The 18,857-nt window shown below is 67.3% G+C and carries 19 protein-coding genes; 9 read left to right on the top strand and 10 right to left on the bottom strand.

Annotated features, from left to right (window positions below; genetic code table 11):
* Positions 1 to 119 precede the first annotated feature (119 nt).
* Entirely contained in the window at positions 120 to 797 is a 678-nt protein-coding gene (locus ASE13_RS00900) for a queuosine precursor transporter (protein ID WP_056610276.1), read from the bottom strand.
* Between the two features lie 136 nt (positions 798 to 933).
* Between ASE13_RS00900 and ASE13_RS00895 the strand changes: the two genes are divergently transcribed.
* Positions 934 to 2,232, top strand: a complete 1,299-nt coding sequence (locus ASE13_RS00895) for a NupC/NupG family nucleoside CNT transporter (protein ID WP_056610275.1) — start codon at positions 934 to 936, stop codon at positions 2,230 to 2,232.
* Positions 2,229 to 2,624: a hypothetical protein gene (locus tag ASE13_RS00890; protein WP_156404670.1), complete on the top strand. Its 396-nt coding sequence runs from the start codon at positions 2,229 to 2,231 to the stop codon at positions 2,622 to 2,624. Before ASE13_RS00895 ends, ASE13_RS00890 begins: the two co-directional genes overlap by 4 nt.
* Here the strand turns inward: ASE13_RS00890 and ASE13_RS00885 are convergent.
* Entirely contained in the window at positions 2,621 to 3,490 is an 870-nt protein-coding gene (locus ASE13_RS00885) for a 3-hydroxyacyl-CoA dehydrogenase NAD-binding domain-containing protein (protein WP_056610272.1), read from the bottom strand. The genes ASE13_RS00890 and ASE13_RS00885 overlap by 4 nt on opposite strands.
* 63 nt (positions 3,491 to 3,553) lie before the next feature.
* Between ASE13_RS00885 and ASE13_RS00880 the strand changes: the two genes are divergently transcribed.
* On the top strand, positions 3,554 to 4,558 hold the full coding sequence (locus ASE13_RS00880) for a DUF1176 domain-containing protein (protein WP_056610270.1): 1,005 nt from the start codon (positions 3,554 to 3,556) through the stop codon (positions 4,556 to 4,558).
* On the opposite strand, the gene egtD is transcribed toward ASE13_RS00880, so the two are convergent.
* Genes egtD through ASE13_RS00865 form a run of 3 tightly spaced genes read right to left on the bottom strand, consistent with a single transcriptional unit; the run spans position 4,555 to position 7,457 of the window.
* Entirely contained in the window at positions 4,555 to 5,532 is a 978-nt protein-coding gene (egtD, locus tag ASE13_RS00875; RefSeq protein WP_056610267.1) for an L-histidine N(alpha)-methyltransferase, read from the bottom strand. The genes ASE13_RS00880 and egtD overlap by 4 nt on opposite strands.
* 1 nt (position 5,533) lies before the next feature.
* On the bottom strand, positions 5,534 to 6,847 hold the full coding sequence (gene egtB, locus ASE13_RS00870; RefSeq protein ID WP_056610265.1) for an ergothioneine biosynthesis protein EgtB: 1,314 nt from the start codon (positions 6,845 to 6,847) through the stop codon (positions 5,534 to 5,536).
* Positions 6,848 to 6,899: 52 nt separating this feature from the next.
* Positions 6,900 to 7,457 carry a cob(I)yrinic acid a,c-diamide adenosyltransferase gene (locus ASE13_RS00865; RefSeq protein ID WP_056610263.1) on the bottom strand — a complete coding sequence of 186 codons (558 nt, stop codon included), beginning with the start codon at positions 7,455 to 7,457 and terminating at the stop codon, positions 6,900 to 6,902.
* A 134-nt stretch (positions 7,458 to 7,591) separates the two neighbouring features.
* Between ASE13_RS00865 and ASE13_RS00860 the strand changes: the two genes are divergently transcribed.
* Positions 7,592 to 8,137 carry a hypothetical protein gene (locus ASE13_RS00860; RefSeq protein ID WP_056610261.1) on the top strand — a complete coding sequence of 182 codons (546 nt, stop codon included), beginning with the start codon at positions 7,592 to 7,594 and terminating at the stop codon, positions 8,135 to 8,137.
* A 62-nt stretch (positions 8,138 to 8,199) separates the two neighbouring features.
* Complete coding sequence (locus tag ASE13_RS00855; protein WP_056610258.1) at positions 8,200 to 8,532, top strand: PilZ domain-containing protein; 333 nt, start codon at positions 8,200 to 8,202, stop codon at positions 8,530 to 8,532.
* Between the two features lie 120 nt (positions 8,533 to 8,652).
* Here the strand turns inward: ASE13_RS00855 and ASE13_RS00850 are convergent, their stop codons facing one another.
* Both ASE13_RS00850 and ASE13_RS00845 read right to left on the bottom strand, forming a co-directional pair.
* Positions 8,653 to 8,883, bottom strand: coding sequence for a twin transmembrane helix small protein (locus ASE13_RS00850; RefSeq protein WP_056610256.1), 231 nt, complete (start codon positions 8,881 to 8,883; stop codon positions 8,653 to 8,655).
* Positions 8,884 to 8,892: 9 nt separating this feature from the next.
* Positions 8,893 to 9,855 (bottom strand): glutamyl-Q tRNA(Asp) synthetase, encoded by a 963-nt coding sequence (locus ASE13_RS00845; RefSeq protein WP_056610254.1) that lies wholly within the window; start codon positions 9,853 to 9,855, stop codon positions 8,893 to 8,895.
* Between the two features lie 100 nt (positions 9,856 to 9,955).
* On the opposite strand from ASE13_RS00845, the gene ASE13_RS00840 reads away from it, so the two are divergent.
* The 4 genes from ASE13_RS00840 (at position 9,956) to ASE13_RS00825 (ending at position 14,851) form a co-directional block, all read left to right on the top strand.
* A complete protein-coding gene (locus ASE13_RS00840; RefSeq protein ID WP_025560879.1) occupies positions 9,956 to 10,522 on the top strand; it encodes an HNH endonuclease in 567 nt (188 codons plus the stop codon).
* A gap of 108 nt (positions 10,523 to 10,630) precedes the next feature.
* The gene (locus ASE13_RS00835; protein WP_082596310.1) at positions 10,631 to 12,862 is read left to right on the top strand and encodes a transglycosylase domain-containing protein; all 2,232 of its coding nucleotides are present in this window, start codon (positions 10,631 to 10,633) and stop codon (positions 12,860 to 12,862) included.
* Positions 12,863 to 12,893: 31 nt separating this feature from the next.
* Positions 12,894 to 13,895, top strand: a complete 1,002-nt coding sequence (locus ASE13_RS00830) for a threonine aldolase family protein (protein ID WP_056610252.1) — start codon at positions 12,894 to 12,896, stop codon at positions 13,893 to 13,895.
* Positions 13,892 to 14,851: a DMT family transporter gene (locus tag ASE13_RS00825; protein WP_235536791.1), complete on the top strand. Its 960-nt coding sequence runs from the start codon at positions 13,892 to 13,894 to the stop codon at positions 14,849 to 14,851. The genes ASE13_RS00830 and ASE13_RS00825 overlap by 4 nt, the downstream gene beginning before the upstream one ends.
* Here ASE13_RS00825 and ASE13_RS00820 read toward each other — a convergent pair.
* Genes ASE13_RS00820 through ASE13_RS00810 form a run of 3 tightly spaced genes read right to left on the bottom strand, consistent with a single transcriptional unit; the run spans position 14,761 to position 18,857 of the window.
* The gene (locus ASE13_RS00820; RefSeq protein ID WP_056610250.1) at positions 14,761 to 15,600 is read right to left on the bottom strand and encodes a hypothetical protein; all 840 of its coding nucleotides are present in this window, start codon (positions 15,598 to 15,600) and stop codon (positions 14,761 to 14,763) included. The two genes, ASE13_RS00825 and ASE13_RS00820, sit on opposite strands and share 91 nt — an antisense overlap.
* Positions 15,601 to 17,205, bottom strand: coding sequence for a M20/M25/M40 family metallo-hydrolase (locus ASE13_RS00815; RefSeq protein WP_056610248.1), 1,605 nt, complete (start codon positions 17,203 to 17,205; stop codon positions 15,601 to 15,603).
* 47 nt (positions 17,206 to 17,252) lie between these two features.
* Positions 17,253 to 18,857, bottom strand: coding sequence for a M20/M25/M40 family metallo-hydrolase (locus tag ASE13_RS00810; protein WP_056610245.1), 1,605 nt, complete (start codon positions 18,855 to 18,857; stop codon positions 17,253 to 17,255).

The following is an 18,857-nucleotide window of genomic DNA, read 5'->3' as shown; positions in this document are numbered from 1 at the left end:
CGCAGCATGACGGAGGGGGCGTAGCCGCAAGCACATCGCCTGCGGCTACGCCCCCTCCACCACTTCGTGGTCCCCCTCCCCCGCTTCGCGGGGGAGGAATTACGTGCAAAGCAAGCCCGTCAGAGCGAACGCCGGCCATCGAGGAAGCGGCCGAGCCCGACGAAGAAGTAGATCAGCGGCGGGACGAGCACGAGGCTGAGCACGACCTTGGTGAGCATCTGGCCCACGAGCAGCTCGCCGATCGGGAAGACGCCGTAAAAGGCGATGGTGATGAAGATCAGCGTGTCGGCGATCTGGCTGAGCATGCTCGCGACCGCGGCGCGGAGCCACAACAGCTTGCCGCCGCCCTGCTTGAGCGCGCTGAAGATCGTGACATTGAGGATCTGCGAGATGCCGTAAGCGACGATTCCGCCGAGCCAGATACGCGGGGTGCCCGACATCATCAGCTCGAAGGCGTGGAGGCGATCGGGCTCCATGCTCGGCGAAGGCGGCAAAGCGAGCACGAGCAGGGAGAGCAGCACCGACGTGACCAGCGGCACGAAACCCCACAGCACCAGCCGGCGTGCCGTATCGGGACCATTGAGCTCGGCGACCGCGCTCGACACCGAGACCAGCAGCAGGAAGGCGAAGATCCCCGCCTCCACCGCGAGCGGCCCCACTCCGACCAGATTGCCGAGCTGCGAGATCGGGCCCAGCGAGACCTGTTTGTTGCCGAGCACCCCGGCAATGCAGACCATGCCGCCGTAGAAGATCGAGAGGAAGAAGAGCGAGCGCGTGATGTTGGGCCGGATTTCCATCGGCGGACGCTAGCGGGAAAGAAGCGCCTGCGAAAGATGCCGCGCCGCGCCCTCTGGCACACCGGCGTGCAGCGTGTATGCTCCCGCTTTCGCTGGCCAAATTCGGGGGCTGGCTCGGGGGGGCGCAGACCAGCGGATGAATCAGTTTCCGATCGGCATTTTGGGCATCGCGGCGATCCTCGGCATCGCCTGGCTGCTTTCGAGCAACAAACGCGCGATCCGGCCGCGCGTCGTCAGCGCGGCATTCGCGCTGCAGGCCGGGATCGCCGTGCTCGTGCTGCGTACCTCCTGGGGACAGGCGGCGTTGCATGGGATGTCGAACGGCGTCTCGGCGCTGCTCGGCTATGCCGGAGCCGGCACCAGCTTCCTGTTCGGCCCGCTCGCCAAGCCCGAATTGGGCGGCCAGAGCTTCGCGATCGCGGCGCTGCCGGTAATCATCTTCTTCGCGGCTCTGGTTTCGATCCTCTACCATCTCGGCGTAATGCAGTTCGTGATCCGCTGGATCGGCGGCGCGATCGAGAAAGTGGTGGGCACGACCAAGGTCGAATCGCTGTGCGCCGCCGCCAACATCTTCGTCGGCCAGAGCGAATCGCCGCTGGTGATCCGGCCCTATCTCGCCCGGCTCACGCCCTCGCAGCTCTTCGCGGTGATGACCGTCGGCATGGCCGGCGTCGCGGGAACGATCCTCGCGGCCTATGCCAGCCTGCTCGGACCGCAGGCGCTTCCCTATCTGCTCGCAGCCTCGTTCATGGCGGCGCCGGGCGGGCTGCTGATGGCCAAGATCATCATGCCCGACGATATCGCTCCGGCGAACGGCGAGCTGCCGCTCGGCGACGTTCCCGAGGACGAAGTGATCAAGGTCGCCGAGCACGACCTGGAGGAAGAACGTGCCGCCAACCTGATCATGGCCGCAGCGACCGGCGCTTCGACCGGCGTCAAGATCGCAGTCGCGGTCGGCGCGATGGTGCTAGCCTTCGTGGCTTTGGTGGCGCTCGCCAACGGGCTGCTCGGGGGCCTGGGCAACTGGATCGTCTATGCCAGCGGCAATGCCGCCTGGGCGCAGCCGCTCGCCGATCTCAGCTTCCAGAAGATCATCGGCACGATCTTCGCGCCGGTGATGTTCCTGCTCGGCATCTCGTGGCACGAGGCAGTCGCGGCGGGCGGATTGTTCGGCACCAAGGTCGTGCTCAACGAATTCGTCGCGTTCATCCAGCTGGGCGAGATGAAGGACCTCGCCCCGCGCACCGTGGCGATCATCACGTTCGCTTTGTGTGGTTTCGCCAATTTCAGCTCGATCGCAATCCAGATGGCCGCGACCGGCAGCCTCGCGCCGAACCAGCGCCCGATGATCGCGAAGCTCGGCATCCGCGCGCTGATCGCCGGCAGCCTGGCGAACCTGATGTCGGCGGCACTGGCGGGGTTGTTGCTGCCGTGACCCCGCTCGTCCTGTTCGCCGCTTTATGCCTGCCGCCGCCGCCGGGAATGCCGGAGCCGCAGTCGCCGGGCGAGGCGGAGAAGGCGCGGGTGATCGCCACGACCTCGCGCAACATCGTCGCCGGCGTGGTGACGCGCAACGACGACAAGGTGCGCTTCAGGATTCTCAAGGTCTACAAGGGCGCGTTGAAGCGCGGGCAGGTGATCGACGCCTATCCCGCACACGGCTTCTATTCGGGAATGCCCTGCCCCGGCATGATACCGCCGCCACCCACCTTCAAGGGCGCGAAGGGCGTGATCGCGTTCGATGAACTGCCGGCGCCGCTTCGATGGGTCACACCGCAATGGCTGGCGGAGATGAAGCGGACCGGCCTGATCGAAGACCGGCGTTAGCGGGTCGGCACCGGCTCCGCGCCCGAATAATCGTAGAAGCCGCGCTTCGTCTTGCGGCCATACCAACCGGCTTCGACATATTTCACCAGCAGCGGCGCGGGGCGGAACTTGGGATCGCCGGTGCCTTCGAACAGCACGCGGGTGATCTCGAGGCAAGTATCGAGCCCGATGAAGTCGGCGAGGGTGAACGGGCCCATCGGGTGGTTGAGCCCGAGCTGGCAGGCGGCATCGATGTCGGGAATCGTCGCGACGCCCTCGCCCAATGCGAAGCAGGCCTCGTTGAGCATCGGCATCAGCACACGATTGACGATGAAGCCCGGTGCGTCGTTGGCATGGACGATGCGCTTGCCGAGTGACTGGCCGAACTTCTCGACCGCGGCGACCGTCGCGTCGGATGTCGCGAGGCCGCGGATCAGCTCGATCAGGCCCATCACCGGGACGGGATTGAAGAAGTGCACGCCCATGAAGCGCGCCGGATCGGGGGCGGCCTGCGCCAGCCGCGTGATCGGGATCGACGAGGTGTTGCTGGCGAGGATCGCGTCCGGGCCCAGCACCTTGCCGACAGTCTCGAAGATCGATCGCTTGATCGCCTCGCGCTCGGTCGCGGCCTCGATGACCAAGGTACAGGGCGCCATCCCCGAGACGTCGGTCAGCGGCTGGATGCGGGCCAGCGCGGCCTCGGCATCGGCGGCGGCGATCTTCTCCTTCTCGACGAGACGGGCCAGCTGCTTCGCGATTCCCGCCTTGCCGGCTTCGGCACGGGCGAGGTCCATGTCGGAGAGGAGCACGGAATAGCCCGCCTGCGCAGACACCTGCGCGATTCCCGCACCCATCTGTCCCGCACCGATCACGCCTATCGTCTGCATCGTCCGTCTCCGTCGCTTTCGCGCCACCTACCCCCGCGAGAGCGCTTCGGCTAGACTTGCGGCATGCTGATCCTCGCGCTCCTCGCCGCGGCACAGGCCGCCAGCCCCTCCGAGGTCAAGTCGTTCGGCGACTGGGCGGCCGCCTGCGACAATCTTCGGTTCTGTGAGGCGGCGTCGCTGATGGCCGACGAGAATCTCGACAATGTGCCGCAGATCGCAATCACCCGCGAAGCCGGGCCGACGGGCGCGCTGGCGATCGAGATATCCCCCGATGCCGAATATCGCGGAGGCTGGCGGATCGAAGTCGACGGGAAGACGGTGCTGAGCGGCGGCGTGAGCGGACCGAGCGTTGTCATCATCGGATTGCAGGCCAACCAGCTCGCCGATGCCATGCTCAAGGGCCACACATTGGTGCTGCGCGGCGGCGACAAGGTGTTGAGCCAGGCTTCGCTCAAGGGCCTTTCAGCGACTTTGCGCTATTTCGACGCCGGGCAGGGCCGCGCAGGGACCACGGCGGCACTGGTCGCAAAAGGGGCGAGGCCCCCGGGCGCCGTACCAGCCGCACCGCCCGCGCCGCGCGTGACCTTCGTGCGGCCCACGGGGAAGCCTGCGGCGATTTCAGCGGCGCTGCGCGCGGCGATGGGCAAGCAATCGGATTGCGACGCAGTGTACGCGGGCAGCGAGGGCGACCTGCCCAAGACCGAGGCATGGGCGCTGGGCGGCGGCAAGACGCTCGCGCTGATCCCGTGCGGCAGCGGCGCGTACAACTTCTCGAGCGTCCCCTTCGTGATCGAGAACGGCAAGGCCGTTGTCGCACGCTTCGACCAGGTGCCCGGCTGGACCGAGGCCGAGGGCATTGCGACCTTGGTCAATGCCGATTGGGATCCCGCCAAGGCCGAGCTCGGCAGCTACATGAAGGGTCGCGGGATCGGCGATTGCGGAAGTTCGGAAACCTATGTCTGGGACGGCGCGATGTTCCGGCTGGTGGAGGCCCGCGCAATGGGCGAGTGCCGCGGTTCGAACAACTGGCTGCGCACATGGAAGGCCGAGGCGGTGCCGGCGCGCTAGGGCGCCATCCGCAATGGCTGTGCCTCGCACAGCATCAATGCGAACCAGTCCTGCGGATCGGTCCACTCGCGGATCGGCGTCCAGCCGCCCGCGCGCAGCAGCATGCGGCCGCCATTGGGACCGTATTTGTGGCTGTTCTCGGTGTGGATCGTCTCGCCCGCATCCATTGCGAAAGTGCGGCCGTCGACTGAGAATTCCACCTCGCGCTGCGCCTCGAGATGCATCTCGATCCGCGCGGCATCGGCGTTCCAGATCGCGCGGTGGCGAAAGGCCTCGACCGGGATCGTGCCGGCGAGCTCGCGGTTGATCCGCTCGAGCAGATTTAGGTTGAACGCGGCAGTGACGCCTTGCGCGTCGTCGTAAGCGGGGACGAGGATGCCGGGCGACTTGATCCGATCCATCCCGATCAGCAGCCGAGCGCCCTCGCCCAGCCATTCGCGCATCGCCCGGAGCAGATCGACGGCGTGAAAGGCGTTCATGTTGCCGATCGTCGAACCGGGGAAGAAGCCGAGCTTCGGCAGGCCGCTCACTTCGGGAGGCAGCGGCACGGGGCGCAGGAAATCGGCCTCGACCGGCAACACCGGAAGCCCCGGAAAACCCGCCGACAATTCGCGCGCCGAGTGGCGCAGGAACTCGCCTGAAATGTCGATCGGCACATAGGCGGCGGGATCGATCGCGCGCAGCAGGATCGGCGTCTTGGCGGACGAGCCCGATCCGAACTCGACCACCGCCGCGTTGGACGCGGCGAGCGCGCCGAGCTGCGGGCCGATCTGCATCAGCAAAGCCGTCTCGGTGCGGGTGGGATAATATTCGGGCAGATCGGTGATCGCCTCGAACAATTCCGAGCCGCGGCGATCGTAGAACCACCGCGCCGGGATCGCCCGCGGCTGTCCGCCGAGGCCGCTCAGCACATCGGCGCGGAAATTGGGATCGGCAAGACTCTGCTCGCCGTCCTGGGGCTCCTGCTTGAGCATCTCAGAGATCCTTGGCCAGGCGTACGCCGGTGAACTGCCAGCGCTGGTGCGGATAGAAGAAGTTGCGATAGCTCGCCCGAACATGACCGCGCGGTGTCGCGCAGCTGCCGCCGCGCAGCACGAACTGCCCGCTCATGAACTTGCCATTATATTCACCGACTGCGCCCTCGGCGGGGCGGAAGCCGGGATAGGGGCGATAGGCGCTGCCGGTCCATTCCCAGACATCGCCGAAGAAGGCCGGGCCGCCCGCGGACGGACGCGGCTCGACCGCGCCGGCCGCATCGAGCTGGTTGCCGCCGTTCGGATCATGCCCGCTCGCCGCGGCTTCCCATTCGAACTCGGTCGGCAGCCGCGCGCCGGCCCAGCTGGCATAGGCATCGGCCTCGAAGAAGCTGACATGGGTGACCGGCGCGGCCGGATCGACCGGGCGGCGGCCATCGAGCCCGAAGCGGGTCCAGCCGCCGTCGCCTTGTTCCCAATAAAGCGGCGCCGCAATGCGCTCCGCCTGCACCCAGGCCCAGCCGTCCGACAGCCAGTGCCGCGGATCGCGATAGCCGCCGTCGGCGATGAAAGCGGCCCATTCACCGTTGGTCACGGTGCGGTCCGCCAGCGCGTGCGGATGGAGCAATTCGGTGTGCCGCGGGCCCTCGCAATCGAAGGCAAATCCGGTTGACACGGTTGACACACTTGACACGATTCGCGTTTTTCCCGGCCCGGTTGACACCAAGTCATGGCCGATCTCGATCACGCCCGTGCGCCCTTCAATCCAGCCGGTCGGACCGGGCATTGCGACCGGGACCTTGGGATCCCCCGGCCAAATAGCTGATTGTAAAGGGTTTATGGAAAAATGATGGAGAATATCGGTGAGCAAGAGCTCCTGATGCTGCTCCTCATGATGACAACCGAGCGCGACCAGATCCCGCACCGATGCGGGCAGATCAGGGAGCGCCGCCAGCAGCGCCGAGTCAACCGCCTCGCGATAAGCGAGGATCTCGTCGAGCGACGGCCGCGACAGCATGCCCCGGCGCGGCCGCGCGTGGCGCTGCCCCTCGGCCTCGTAATAGCTGTTGAACAGGAACGGCCAGCGTTCGTCGAACACCTGGTAGCCGGGCACGTGATCGCGCAGAACGAAGGTTTCGAAGAACCACGTCGTGTGCGCGAGATGCCATTTGGCGGGCGACGCATCGTCCATCGACTGGATCGTCGCATCGGCATCGGAGAGCGGCGCGACAAGATCGGCGGTCAGCGCCCGAACCGCGGCGAAACGCGACGCGAGTGCGGAGGAAGCCGGGTTTACATCGCGCTCCGTTCTCATAATGTTCCCCCTACGCCGGGGGCGCCGTAGCGTCAACCCGAAACGAATCCGATCAGCGCGAGGCGCCGGGCACCCATAGAACGTCCCCGGCCCCGTTCCGGTTCATTGCGCGCGCAGCGACGAACAGCAGGTCGGACAGCCGATTGAGATAGGTCACCACTTCCGGCCGCAATGCCACCTGCGCCGCCGCGGCGACCGTGGTCCGCTCGGCACGGCGGGCGATTGCGCGGGCGAGGTGGAGAGCGGCGGCGGCAGGCTCGCCGGCGGGGAGGATGAAGCTGGTCAGCGGATCGAGCGCGCCGTTCAGATGATCGATGCTTTCCTCGAGCCATTCGATCTGCGCCGGCACGACGCGCAGCGCGCCTTCGATCCCGATCGGCGTGGCGAGATCGGCGCCCAGATCGAACAGGTCGTTCTGGATGCGCGCGAGCATCTCGCTGACGCTTCCCGGACCCAGCGCGGCCCGCGCCACGCCGATCGCGCTATTGGCCTCGTCGACATCGCCGATCGCCGCCATGCGCGGATCGGCCTTGGACACGCGCGATCCGTCGACCAGCCCGGTGGTACCGTCGTCGCCGGTGCGCGTGTAGATCTTGTTGAGCTTTACCATGCGCGCTTGTCCTTACGCCCGGAGCAGCCGGGGCGAAAGCCCGGCGCATTGCTCAGCAAATCCTCACCCGCCGCTCATGCCGCTCATGCGGGGCCCGGCTTATTGTCGGTCCGATCGGATACAGGAGATGAAACATGACTGCGGACGCAAATCGTCACGTGAGCCCCTGGCGCCTTGCAGGCTGGGGCACCGCCGCGGCGTTGATCTTGCTGCCGCTGATCGCGATGCGGTTCACCGACGAAGTGGCGTGGACGGCGTCCGATTTCGTGTTCGCGATCCTGCTGATCGGCGGCGTCGGAATCGCGTATGAGCTCGTGGTGGGAATGACGGGCAACGCCGCTTATCGCGCGACGGTCGCCGTCGCGCTGCTGACCGGCTTCCTGATCGTCTGGAGCAACTTGGCCGTCGGCATCATCGGCGATGAGGGCAATCCCGCAAATCTGGCGTTCTTCGGCATCCTCGCCATCGCAATCACCGGCGCCTTCCTCGCCCGGCTGCGGCCCGAGGGGATGGCGCGCGCCTTGTTCGCCACGGCCTTCGCACAATTGCTGGTGAGCGCAGTCGCGTTGATCGCGCACATGGACCTGCCGGTGGGAATCGCGATATTCTTCGTCGGCATGTGGCTGGTGTCGGGCCTGCTCTTCCGCGCCGCGGCCCGCAGCGATTTTATGCGTCGCTAACCCTTTTCCGGCACCACCCGTAAACCCTTGGAAGGATATCTGGTCAGGTAGGGGAAGTCCGTATGAACCCGATTGATCATGAAACCAACGACGCACGCTTCGGTCGCTTCGCGCAGACCGATCGACGCGCGAATCCACGCACTCCCACCGCCCTGACGGCGACGATCCGCGCGAGCGGCGAAGTGCGCCGGATCAAGGGCGAAGTCGCCGATGTCTCGGTCGAGGGGTGCAAGGTCTTCACCTGGGGCCTGCACGAAGGCGACGAAGTATGGGTGGCGATCGCCCATCTCTCACCGATGCCGGCAACGGTAGTCTGGTCGCGCGAAGGCGTGGTCGGGCTCAGGTTCAAGAATCCGCTCCATCAATCGACGGTGACGCACCTCGGATTTCTCTGAAGCGGCGCGACGATGCGCCGCCCGCCGCTGCTCGATGTCGAACTCGCGGTCCTAATCGGCCTGATGCTGATCGCTCTGATATGGTGCCTCGTGATCCTCAGCCGCTGAGCGGCGCGCCGATCAGCTTTTTGCCGACAGGATCAACAGCAGCAATGCGATGATCGCGATCGCGACCCCCTGCAGCAGGATGCGCTGCTGCATCAGCTTGTTCGACCTGAGCGCGCGATCGCTGGGCCCCTCGCCCTCCAGATCCTTGGTGGTGGTCTGCGCCATGTTCACCAGTCCCTTGATGAGGACGAAGACGACCGCGAGCATGGCGGCGATGAGCAGGGCGGCGAGGAAGAAGGTCATGCCCCAGCCCTACGCCTTTGCCGACGCGAATCCAACCGGAAGCAGACCCCGGCGCAGCCGATCGGCGAGCGCGCGGCCGTCCTCGCCCGCCAGTCGCATCGCCTCGAGACTGGGTGCGCCGTGGCGCTTGGCGAGGCGCGTGCCGTCGGGGCCGAGCAGCAGCGCGTGATGACGATATTCGGGGATCGGCAAACCGAGCAGCGCCTGGAGCAGGCGGTGGACATGCGTGGCGGCGAACAGGTCCATCCCGCGCACGACATGTGTGATGCCCTGCGCGGCATCGTCGACCGTGACGGCGAGGTGATAGCTGGCAGGCGCGTCCTTGCGCGCGAGGATCACGTCGCCATGAGATAGCGGATCGGCGCGGACCCGGCCGGCGAAGGCATCGTGCCAGTATAATTCCTCCCCGGCACGGGGAGGGGGACCAGCCCCAGGCTGGTGGAGGGGGCTCTCCGCGGGCGGCGTACTTTGTGGCACTCCCCCTCCACCACCGCCTTCGGCGGCGGTCCCCCTCCCCGTGCCGGGGAGGATCTTGAGAGCCTTCTCCACATCCAGCCGCCAGCTATGGGGTCGCGACAGGCCCGGATCCGCCAGCCCCCTGCAGGTCCCCGGATACAGCGCCCCCTCGGGCCCGTGCGGCGCCGACAGGCTCGCGGCGATGTCGGAGCGGGTGCAGAAGCACGGATAGAGCAGGCCCATCGCTTTCAGCCGATCGAGCGCCGCCTGATACGGTTCCAGCCGCTGCGACTGGAACGTCACTTCACCGTCCCACCCGAGCCCCAGCCATTCGAGATCGCGCAGGATCGCGTCGACATGTTCCGGCCGGCTCCTCGCGCCGTCGATATCTTCGATGCGCAGGCTGAAACGCCCGCCTTGCGCCCGCGCGAAATCATGCGCCTGGATCGCCGAGAAAGCGTGCCCCAGATGCAGGCGCCCAGTCGGGCTCGGTGCGAATCGCGTGTGGATAACCATCAGACCGGCCCTTGACCGCGAGTCGCGGCATATGCTGTCATGCGCCCGTCACCATTCCCGGCCAGGGAGTGCTGGCCGAGCAAAACGGGTGAGGGAGCGCATGTACCATCCCGATCTGATCCGCCATCCGGACAGTTGCCCCGCGCTCGTGCTCAACGCCGATTACACGCCGCTGAGCTATTATCCCCTCAGCGTGTGGCCGTGGCAGACCGCGATCAAGGCCCTGTTCCTCGACCGGGTCGACGTGGTCTCCTTCTACGAACGCGAGGTCCGAAGTCCCAGCGCGAGGCTGAAGCTTCCTTCGGTCATCGCGCTCAAACAATATGTTAGACCTTCCCAATTCCCCGCCTTCACGCGCTTCAACCTGTTCCTCCGCGACAAGTTTTCCTGCCAATATTGCGGGACCCAGCGCGACCTCACCTTCGATCATGTCATTCCCCGCGCCCAGGGCGGGCGCACCACATGGGAAAATGTCGCCACCGCCTGCGCGCCGTGCAACCTCAAAAAAGGCGGGCGCACCCCGAAACAGGCGGCGATGCCGCTCCATATCGAGCCGATCCGCCCGACCAGCTGGCAGCTCCAAGAGCATGGCCGGCGCTTTCCGCCCAATTATCTCCACCAGACCTGGCGCGACTGGCTCTACTGGGACGTCGAGCTGGAGGCCTGAGGCGGGACACCTGCACATTTCCGAACTTGCCCCGCGAACTGTCTTATAATAACAACACACCGTGGCGTTGTGCTTTTCCCAATGGCCTGAGGCCGATAAGAGGCCCTGATGGCCCGCGAACCCGGCTCCGGCGATGTCCGCTTCCCGCTACGGCGACCTGCTGAAACCGGCGAAGACCCGGCGGCGGCGGCGGTCCGCGCGTGGCGGCCCTCGCGCGCCGATCCTGCCCCGCTCGACGTGAAGATCGGCCCGGTAGCGCCCCCGCCGCCCAAGCCGACATTGACGCCCGACCCGTTCTGGCGCGCCGCGACGCCGCCACCGCCGCCGCCTCCCGGGCCGCCCGAAGGCGGATCGCCCGCCGGCGAAGGCGAGACGCCGAACCTCCCCGCGATCCGCAAACGGTTCCGCTTCCGCTGGCGCTGGGTGAGCTGGGGTGTCGCCGGGTTCATCCTGTTGTTCGTGATCGCAGTGGCGTGGCTCGCGCTGACCGCACCCTTGTCGAAATCGCTCCAGCCGCCGGCGCCACCGTCGATCACGTTGCTCTCGGCCGAAGGCAAGCCGATCGCGCGGCGCGGCGCGGACATCGCTGCGCCGGTCGACGTCACCAAGCTGCCCAAGCATGTCGCGGGCGCGTTCATCGCGATCGAGGACCGGCGCTTCTTCGGCCATATGGGCGTCGATCCGCGCGGCATCCTGCGCGCCTTCCTCCACAACGCGACGAGCAGCGGCGGCTCCCAGGGCGGCAGCACGATCACCCAGCAGCTCGCCAAGAACGCGTTCCTCACCTCCGACCGGACAGTGACGCGCAAGCTGCGCGAAGTGATGATCGCCTTCTGGCTTGAGGCCTGGCTGACAAAGGACGAGATCCTCTCGCGCTATCTCTCCAACGTCTATTTCGGCGACAACGTCTATGGCTTGCGCGCGGCTGCGCAGCATTATTTCAGCGTCGAGCCCGAGAATCTGACGCTGAGCCAGGCAAGTCTGCTCGCGGGACTCGTCAAGGCGCCTAGCCGGCTCGCGCCGACGGGTAACCTCAAGGGTGCGCGCGAGCGGCAGAAGCTTGTGGTGGGCGCGATGGTCGCGGCGGGGCTGCTCGACAAGGAGGAGGCAGCGCGCGTCCGGCCTGCGGTGCTCCGGGTCAGCAAGGAGAAGGAGCTGCCCAACGGCACCTATTTCGCCGATTGGGTGCTTCCCGAGGCACGCGACCGCGCCGGCGGCGTGGCGACCGAGCAGACCGTCAAGACCACCCTGGAGACCAACATCCAGGCGGCGGCCGAACGCGCGGTGCGCGGCGCGGGGCTCAGAAAGACGCAGATCGCCCTGGTGGCGATGCGGCCCGACGGGCGCGTCGTCGCGATGGTCGGCGGCAAAAGTTACCGAGAAAGCCCGTTCAACCGCGCCACCCAGGCGCGGCGCCAGCCGGGGTCGACCTTCAAGCTGTTCGTCTATCTCGCGGCGCTGCGCTCGGGGATGACTCCGGACAGCATCGTCGACGATTCGCCGGTGACGATCGGCGGCTGGTCTCCGACCAACAGCAACGGGCGCTATGCCGGCAAGATCACGCTGCGCCAGGCCTTCGCCAAATCGAGCAACGTCGTGGCGGCGCGGCTGACCAACGAGATCGGCGTGGCCAAGGTGACCCGCGCCGCGCGCGATCTCGGTATCTCGACGCCGATCGCCAACGACGTCTCGATCGGGCTGGGCACTTCGACCGTGTCGCTGCTCGAGCTGACCGCTGCTTATGCCGCGGTGGCGAACGGGAGCTATCCGGTGCGCCCGCGCGGGCTCGACGACGCCGAATCCGCCGACGACTGGCTGGCGGCAGGGCTGGGATCGGCGACGCGCTTCCGCGGCGGCGAGCTCGACGACATGCGCTCGCTGCTGGGATCGGTGGTGACTTCGGGCACCGGACGCAGTGCCGCGCTGTCGATCCCCGCCTTCGGCAAGACTGGGACGACGCAGGACAATCGCGACGCCTGGTTCATCGGCTATGCCGGCGATCTGGTCGCCGCGGTGTGGATCGGCAATGACGACAATTCGCCGAGCCCCGGCCTGTCGGGCAGCGGCATCCCGGCACGGGTGTGGCGCGACTTCATGGTCCGCGCTTTGGGCGTCTCGCTGCCGCCGTCCCCGGTGGTCGAGGACGATTATGGCGACAACGAAATGACGCTCGACGACGTGTTCAACGCCGTCGGCGATTTCGTCGAAGGCTCCGGCATCGAGACCGAAGTGACACCCTCGCGCGATCGGCTGCCGCCCGACGATGAGGGAATCCCGGGAGACGAGCCGGGCCCGCCGCCGCGCGACCGTGACGAGCGCCGCGAGGACACGGGGAATTGACCTGAAGCGCAGGGGCCGCGATGGCAACCGCATGCGCTTCTTCTCCGACAATGCCGCCCCGGTCTGCAGCCAGGTGCTCGATGCGCTTTCGCGCGCGAACACGCTCGACACCCCCTATGACGGCGATCGCTGGTCGCAGCAGCTCGACGGCGCGTTCTCGGATCTGTTCGGCACGCCGGTGCGCGCGCTCTGGGTGCCTTCGGGAACCTCGGCCAATGCGCTGGCGCTCGCCGCGCTCTGCCCGCCGCACGGCAGCGTCGTCTGCCACCGCGACGCGCATATCCAGAACGACGAATGCGGCGCGCCCGAATTCTATACCCACGGCGCCAAGCTCGCGCTGGCCGAGGGTCCGGGTGCCAAGCTGACGCCGGAGAGCGTGACGGCGGTGCTCGACCGGGTCCAGAGCGGCGTCCACTGGGTCCAGCCGCACGCGATCTCGATCACCAACGCCACCGAATACGGGCTGGCTTATGCGCCCGAACAGGTTGCTGCGATCGGCGACGTGGCGAGAGCGCGCGGGCTGGGTTTGCATATGGATGGCGCACGCTTTGCAAATGCAGTCGCGCATCTCGGCTGCACGCCCGGCGACGTGACGTGGCGCGCGGGTGTCGACGTGCTGAGCTTCGGCTTCGTCAAGAATGGCGGGATGAGCGCCGAGGCACTGATCTTCTTCAAGCCCGAACTCGCCGACGCGACGCTCTATCGCCGCAAACGCGCGGGACTGCTCCTCTCCAAAGGGCGCTACCTCGCGGCGCAGCTGCTCGCGATGCTCGAAGGCGATCTGTGGCTCGCCAATGCCCGCGCGGCGAATGCCGGCGCACGACTGCTCGCCGCTGCCGCGGGCGACCGGCTGGTCCATCCGGTCGAGGCGAACGAGATATTCCTCAAGGTCGGCCCCGACGAAGCCGCGTCGCTGCGGACACTGGGCTTCGATTTCTACGACTGGGCGCCGGGCGAAGTGCGGCTGGTGACCTCATGGGACCAGAGCGAGGACGCGATCCGGCCGCTGGCGGAGGCGATCGCAAGGCTGTGAGACGGTTCACTTCCTACAAGGCGCCGATCATCGAGCCGCCGGTCGAGCCGGTGCCGCCGCGTTCGGCGCACCTCGTCGTGCTGATCCCGTTCCTCGTCGTGACATTGATCTGGGGATCGACCTGGATCGTGATCCGCGACCAGCTCGCGGTGGTGCCGCCGAGCTGGTCGGTGACCTATCGCTTCACGATCGCGGGGATCGTGATCCTCGGCTGGGCGCTGCTGCGGCGCGATTCGCTGCGGCTCGACCTGCGCGGCTGGGCGTTTGCGATCGCGCTCGGGTTCGCGCAGTTCGTGCTCAACTTCAACTTCGTCTACCGCGCCGAGCAGCACATAACCTCGGGCGTGGTGGCGATCGTCTATGCACTGCTGCTGGTGCCCAACGCGATCCTCGCGCGCATCTTCCTCGGCCAATTGATGGGGCGCCAGTTGCTGATCGGATCGGCAGTGGCGATGGCCGGGGTGGCCTTGCTGTTCCTCCACGAGGCGCGGCTGAGCGACGCGGGTCCCGAACAGGCGCTCATCGGCATCGGCATTGCCCTGCTCGGCGTGCTTTCAGCCTCGGTCGCCAATGTCATGCAGGCGATGAAGACCGCCAAGGCCTATCCGATGGCGACGACGCTCGGCTGGGCGATGCTGACCGGCGCGGCGATCGATGCGGTCTGGGCGTGGGCGACCGTCGGCCCGCCGGTGATCGAGCCGCGCTGGGGCTATGTCGCGGGGACGCTCTATCTCGGGGTGTTCGGATCGGCTTTGGCCTTCACCGTCTATTTCCAGCTGATCCGCACGATCGGTCCGGCCAAGGCGGCCTATACCAGCGTTCTGATCCCGGTGATCGCGATGCTGCTCTCGACGCTGTTCGAGGGCTATCGCTGGTCGCTGCTCGCCGTGTCGGGCGCCGCATTGGTGATCGTCGGGCTGGTGCTGGCGCTCAAGGCGCGCAGGCCCAACCGATAATCCGGGAAAAGCGGCCGCCAGCCTAATAGGCGCTTCGCCTTGCCGTTAGCGACGCGGCGATTCTCCGAATAGAAGGCGCGTGCCTGCGGACTGAGTTCCGCCTCTTCGAGCGGCACCAGCGGCGGCGGGGCGATACCGAGCAGCGCACAGGCATAGGCGACCACATCGCTCTGCGGCGCGGGCAGATCGTCGGCAAGGTTGTACGCCCCGGCCGGCGCGTCGAATCCCGCGACCACTCCGGCGACGATGTCATCGCGGTGGACGCGGCTGAAGACCTGGCCGGGCACAAGAATCCGCGCCGCCTCGCCGCGCGCTGCACGCTCCAGCGGCGATCGGCCGGGTCCGTAGATGCCGGGCAGCCGGAACACCCGCGCGCCGCGCGCGAGCCATGCCGCATCGGCCTCGGCGCGGGCGGCCCGGCGGCCGGTGCCGATCGGCGCGGTCTCGTCCACCCACGCGCCACGCGCATCGCCATAGACTCCGGTCGAGGAGAGATAGCCGAGCCACGCGCGCGCCTCCTTGAGCTGCGGGCCGTATGCGGCGAGGATCGGATCGGTCTCGTCGGGCGCCACAGTCGAGAGGATGTGTGTGGCATGCGCGATCTCGAAGGCGACGCGATCGGCATCGGCGAACGCGATGCTGCCTTCGCGCCCCTCGCGCGTGACTGCCGCGATCCGCCAGCCGCCGGGCTCCAGATGCCGGGCGATCGCGCCGCCGGTATAGCCGAGGCCGAAGATCAGCAGGCGCATCTAGCGCGCGCCATGGCCGCCGAACTGCGCGCCGAAGAAATCGCCCTTGTTCCAACTCGGCCGCGCATCCGAATCGGCGAGCGCGCGAACGGCGGCGTAGTTGACGCGGGTGAACTTCGCCGCGGCCGCCCAATCGATCGGTAGCGACAGATCGTCCGAAGGCTTGTGATAATGGTTGGCGAGGAAATCCTGCTGCGCCGCCGCGCCGGGGCCTCCGGGGCCGCTGTCGATCGAGACCGCGGGAATACCCGCCTGGACGAAGCTATAATGATCCGAGCGCACGAAGAACATCTCTTCGGGTGAGGGATCAGGCACGACCTTGAGGCCCTCGGTCGCGGCGGCTGCGGCATAGGTCGCGCCGAGGCTCGAGCGCTCGCCGCCGAGCACGACGAGGTCCTGCATCGTGAAGGTAAGGATCGGCATATCGAGATTAACGTCGGCGACGAGCGGACCGGTCACTCCCGGATGCGCGGCGAAATAGCTCGAGCCGACCAGTCCCTTCTCCTCGGCGGTCGCGGCGACGAACAGGATCGAGCGACGCGGACGCTTGCCCGATGCCTCGAACGCGCGCGCCACTTCGAGCATCGTCGCGACGCCCGCGGCATTGTCGAGTGCGCCGTTATAGATGTCGTCGCCCTTTTCGGGCTCGCCCACCCCGACATGATCGAGATGTGCAGAGACCACGACATATTGGTTCCTGAGCGCCGGGTCCGAACCTTCGAGCATTCCGACGACATTGCTGCTGCGCGCCGTCGCGACGCGCGTGCTGGCCGTCGCCTTGAGCACGCCGACCAGCGGCCCGGTAGGCATCCGCGTACCGCGGCGCTCGGCGGCGAGCACGTCGCGCCACTTGATCCGCGAACCCGCGAACAGTTTCTCGGCGCCCGCCTGCCCCATCGTGCCGACCACCGGCGCGCCGGGGGCGACGATGTGCGCCTTGCCGTCGTGACCGACCCAGGTGGTGCGCTCGTAATCATAATAAGGCGCCATTGCCTCGAGCGGGAATTCAGCGCGCCGTTCGAGCGATTCGATGATGATCACCGCCTTGGCGCCGCGTGCCTGCGCCAGACGCGCTTTCTGGTCGTCGTCTCCCAGATGCGCGGCGACTTCGCCCGGCAGCCCTTCGGGCACGCCCGCATAGATCGCGACGATCTTGCCGCGCACGTCGAGCCCGCGATAATCGTCGCGCTTGCCCTCGGGGTAAACGAGCCCGTAGCCGGCGAAGACGACCTGTCCCTCGGCCGTGAAATCCGGCGTGGTCGGGATGCCCGAATTGACGAAGTCGATTCCGAACTGGAGCGGGATCGCCGTGCCGCCGCGCATGAGCGTCCATTTCGCCCTGGCGGCGGGCCGATAGGTAACGAGCCCGACCGGCTGGAGCCAGCCTTCTTCCCCGGCGGGTTTCAGTCCGGCGCCGAGCATCTGTGCGGCGACATATTGCGCGGCGATATCATATTCGTGCGTCCCCGCTTCGCGGCCGCGCAACGCATCGGCGGCGAGGAACTGGACATGCGCCTTGAGCGCCGCCTGTTCGGGCGCGAGTTGCTGCGCCTGGGCGAGCGGCGCCAGCACGAGCAGCGGCAGAAGGAGCAGGCTACGCAACATCGAAACTCCTCTGGGCTCCCTCTCCCGCCGGGAGAGGCAGGTCGGCGCTACTTCGCGCCCGGGCCGCCGTACAGCGTTCCGAAGAAATCGCCCTTGTTCCACAAGGGACGCTGATCGGCGTCCGCCAGCGCGCGGGCAATGGCATAATTGAGCTTCACGAAGCGCACGCCCTGCGTGAAATCAATGAGCGTGATTTCATCCGAGGGCTGATGATAATGCTTCTCGCCGAATTCCTCGACCGCAGCCTTGCCGGGGCCGGCGGGGCCGGGTTCGAGCGATACCGCCGGGATGCCGGCGCGGACGAAGCTGTAATGGTCCGAGCGCACGAAGCTCGCTTGCTCGGGCGCGGGATCGGGGGTGAGCGCCAGCCCCTCGGCCTTTGCCACCGCGGCCACTGTCGGCCCGATGCTGGTGCGATCGGCGCCGTACACCACCAGGTCCTCGAACTTGTAGGTGAGCACCGGCATGTCGAGATTGACGTCGGCGACGATGCTGCCCTTGGGGACGGTCGGGTTGGCGGCGAAATAATCGGAGCCGACCAGCCCCTTCTCCTCCGCCGTCACCGCGACGAACAGGATCGAGCGGCGCGGCCGCTTGCCCGATGCAGTGAACGCCTTCGCGACTTCGAGCATCGACGCGGTACCGACCGCATTGTCCATCGCGCCATTGTAGATCGTGTCGCCCTTCGCGTCGGGCTTGCCCACGCCGACATGATCGAGATGCGCCGAGATCACGACATATTGGCCCCTGAGCGCCGGATCCGAACCTTCGAGCAGGCCGACGACGTTATTGGCGGAGAGCGTCTTGATCTCGGTGTTCGCCGTCCCTTGGGCGGTCACGCCGAGCGCGCCGGTGGGCAACTTCTTGCCCGCCTTGTCGGCGGCGAGGATTTCGGCCCATTTGATCTTCGAGCCGGCGAACAGCTTCTCGGCGCCGGCCATGCCGACATAGGCGAAGGCGGGCGCGCTCGGCCCGTCGCTGTGCGCGCGGCCGTCGGGATCGGCCCAGGTCATGCCCGGGCTGTTCCAATACCCCGCGCTCGCCTCGAACGGGAAGATCGCGTGGCGGGTATTGCCCTCGATCAGGATCACGCCCGCGGCGCCATGCGCGGCGGCGTTCTTCGCCTGCTCCTCGGGCTGGCTCAGATGCGCGCGGACCTCGCTCGGCAGCGATTGCGGGGCATCGCGCAGGATCGCGACGATCTTCCCCTTCACGTCGAGGCCCTTGTAGTCGTCATAGCCGGTGGCGCGATCGGTCACGCCATAGCCGGCGAACACCACCTCCCCGGTCAGCGCGACCTTGGCTTCGCGCGCGTTCGAGCGGGCGACATAGTCCTTGCCCCATTCGAGCGGAGTCACCGTCGTGCCGCGCGTGAGGGTCAGCGTCCCGTGATCCGCACCCTTGAACGAGACGAGCGGCACCGGCTGGAGCCATGTGCCATTCGGCCCGGGCGCGAGCCCCGCCGCAAGCATCTGCGCTGCGACATATTGCTCGGCGATCGCCAGCTCGGGCGAACCGGTGTCGCGCCCGCGCATCGCATCCGAGGCGAGGAAGGCGACGTGCGCCTTGAGCGCCGCCTCGGCGGGCGGGAGGTCCTGCGCTGTCGCAGGCGTGGCGAAGAGAAGCGGGAGGAGGAGCAGGGACTTGCGCAT

The organism is Sphingomonas sp. Root241 (assembly GCF_001428865.1).
Taxonomy (GTDB): Bacteria; Pseudomonadota; Alphaproteobacteria; order Sphingomonadales; family Sphingomonadaceae; genus Sphingomonas.
Note: the sequence above shows the minus strand (reverse complement) of the source record. Positions and strands in the feature narration are given on the sequence as shown.

What these genes read in the sequence shown, in the direction of transcription:
- ASE13_RS00900 (WP_056610276.1), bottom strand. Translation starts at nt 797, where the DNA reads ATGGAAATCCGGCCCAACATCACGCGCTCGCTCTTCTTCCTCTCGATC.
- ASE13_RS00895 (WP_056610275.1), top strand. Translation starts at nt 934, where the DNA reads ATGAATCAGTTTCCGATCGGCATTTTGGGCATCGCGGCGATCCTCGGC.
- ASE13_RS00885 (WP_056610272.1), bottom strand. Translation starts at nt 3,490, where the DNA reads ATGCAGACGATAGGCGTGATCGGTGCGGGACAGATGGGTGCGGGAATC.
- ASE13_RS00880 (WP_056610270.1), top strand. Translation starts at nt 3,554, where the DNA reads ATGCTGATCCTCGCGCTCCTCGCCGCGGCACAGGCCGCCAGCCCCTCC.
- egtD (WP_056610267.1), bottom strand. Translation starts at nt 5,532, where the DNA reads ATGCTCAAGCAGGAGCCCCAGGACGGCGAGCAGAGTCTTGCCGATCCC.
- egtB (WP_056610265.1), bottom strand. Translation starts at nt 6,847, where the DNA reads ATGAGAACGGAGCGCGATGTAAACCCGGCTTCCTCCGCACTCGCGTCG.
- ASE13_RS00865 (WP_056610263.1), bottom strand. Translation starts at nt 7,457, where the DNA reads ATGGTAAAGCTCAACAAGATCTACACGCGCACCGGCGACGACGGTACC.
- ASE13_RS00860 (WP_056610261.1), top strand. Translation starts at nt 7,592, where the DNA reads ATGACTGCGGACGCAAATCGTCACGTGAGCCCCTGGCGCCTTGCAGGC.
- ASE13_RS00855 (WP_056610258.1), top strand. Translation starts at nt 8,200, where the DNA reads ATGAACCCGATTGATCATGAAACCAACGACGCACGCTTCGGTCGCTTC.
- ASE13_RS00850 (WP_056610256.1), bottom strand. Translation starts at nt 8,883, where the DNA reads ATGACCTTCTTCCTCGCCGCCCTGCTCATCGCCGCCATGCTCGCGGTC.
- ASE13_RS00845 (WP_056610254.1), bottom strand. Translation starts at nt 9,855, where the DNA reads ATGGTTATCCACACGCGATTCGCACCGAGCCCGACTGGGCGCCTGCAT.
- ASE13_RS00840 (WP_025560879.1), top strand. Translation starts at nt 9,956, where the DNA reads ATGTACCATCCCGATCTGATCCGCCATCCGGACAGTTGCCCCGCGCTC.
- ASE13_RS00835 (WP_082596310.1), top strand. Translation starts at nt 10,631, where the DNA reads ATGGCCCGCGAACCCGGCTCCGGCGATGTCCGCTTCCCGCTACGGCGA.
- ASE13_RS00830 (WP_056610252.1), top strand. Translation starts at nt 12,894, where the DNA reads ATGCGCTTCTTCTCCGACAATGCCGCCCCGGTCTGCAGCCAGGTGCTC.
- ASE13_RS00820 (WP_056610250.1), bottom strand. Translation starts at nt 15,600, where the DNA reads ATGCGCCTGCTGATCTTCGGCCTCGGCTATACCGGCGGCGCGATCGCC.
- ASE13_RS00815 (WP_056610248.1), bottom strand. Translation starts at nt 17,205, where the DNA reads ATGTTGCGTAGCCTGCTCCTTCTGCCGCTGCTCGTGCTGGCGCCGCTC.
- ASE13_RS00810 (WP_056610245.1), bottom strand. Translation starts at nt 18,857, where the DNA reads ATGCGCAAGTCCCTGCTCCTCCTCCCGCTTCTCTTCGCCACGCCTGCG.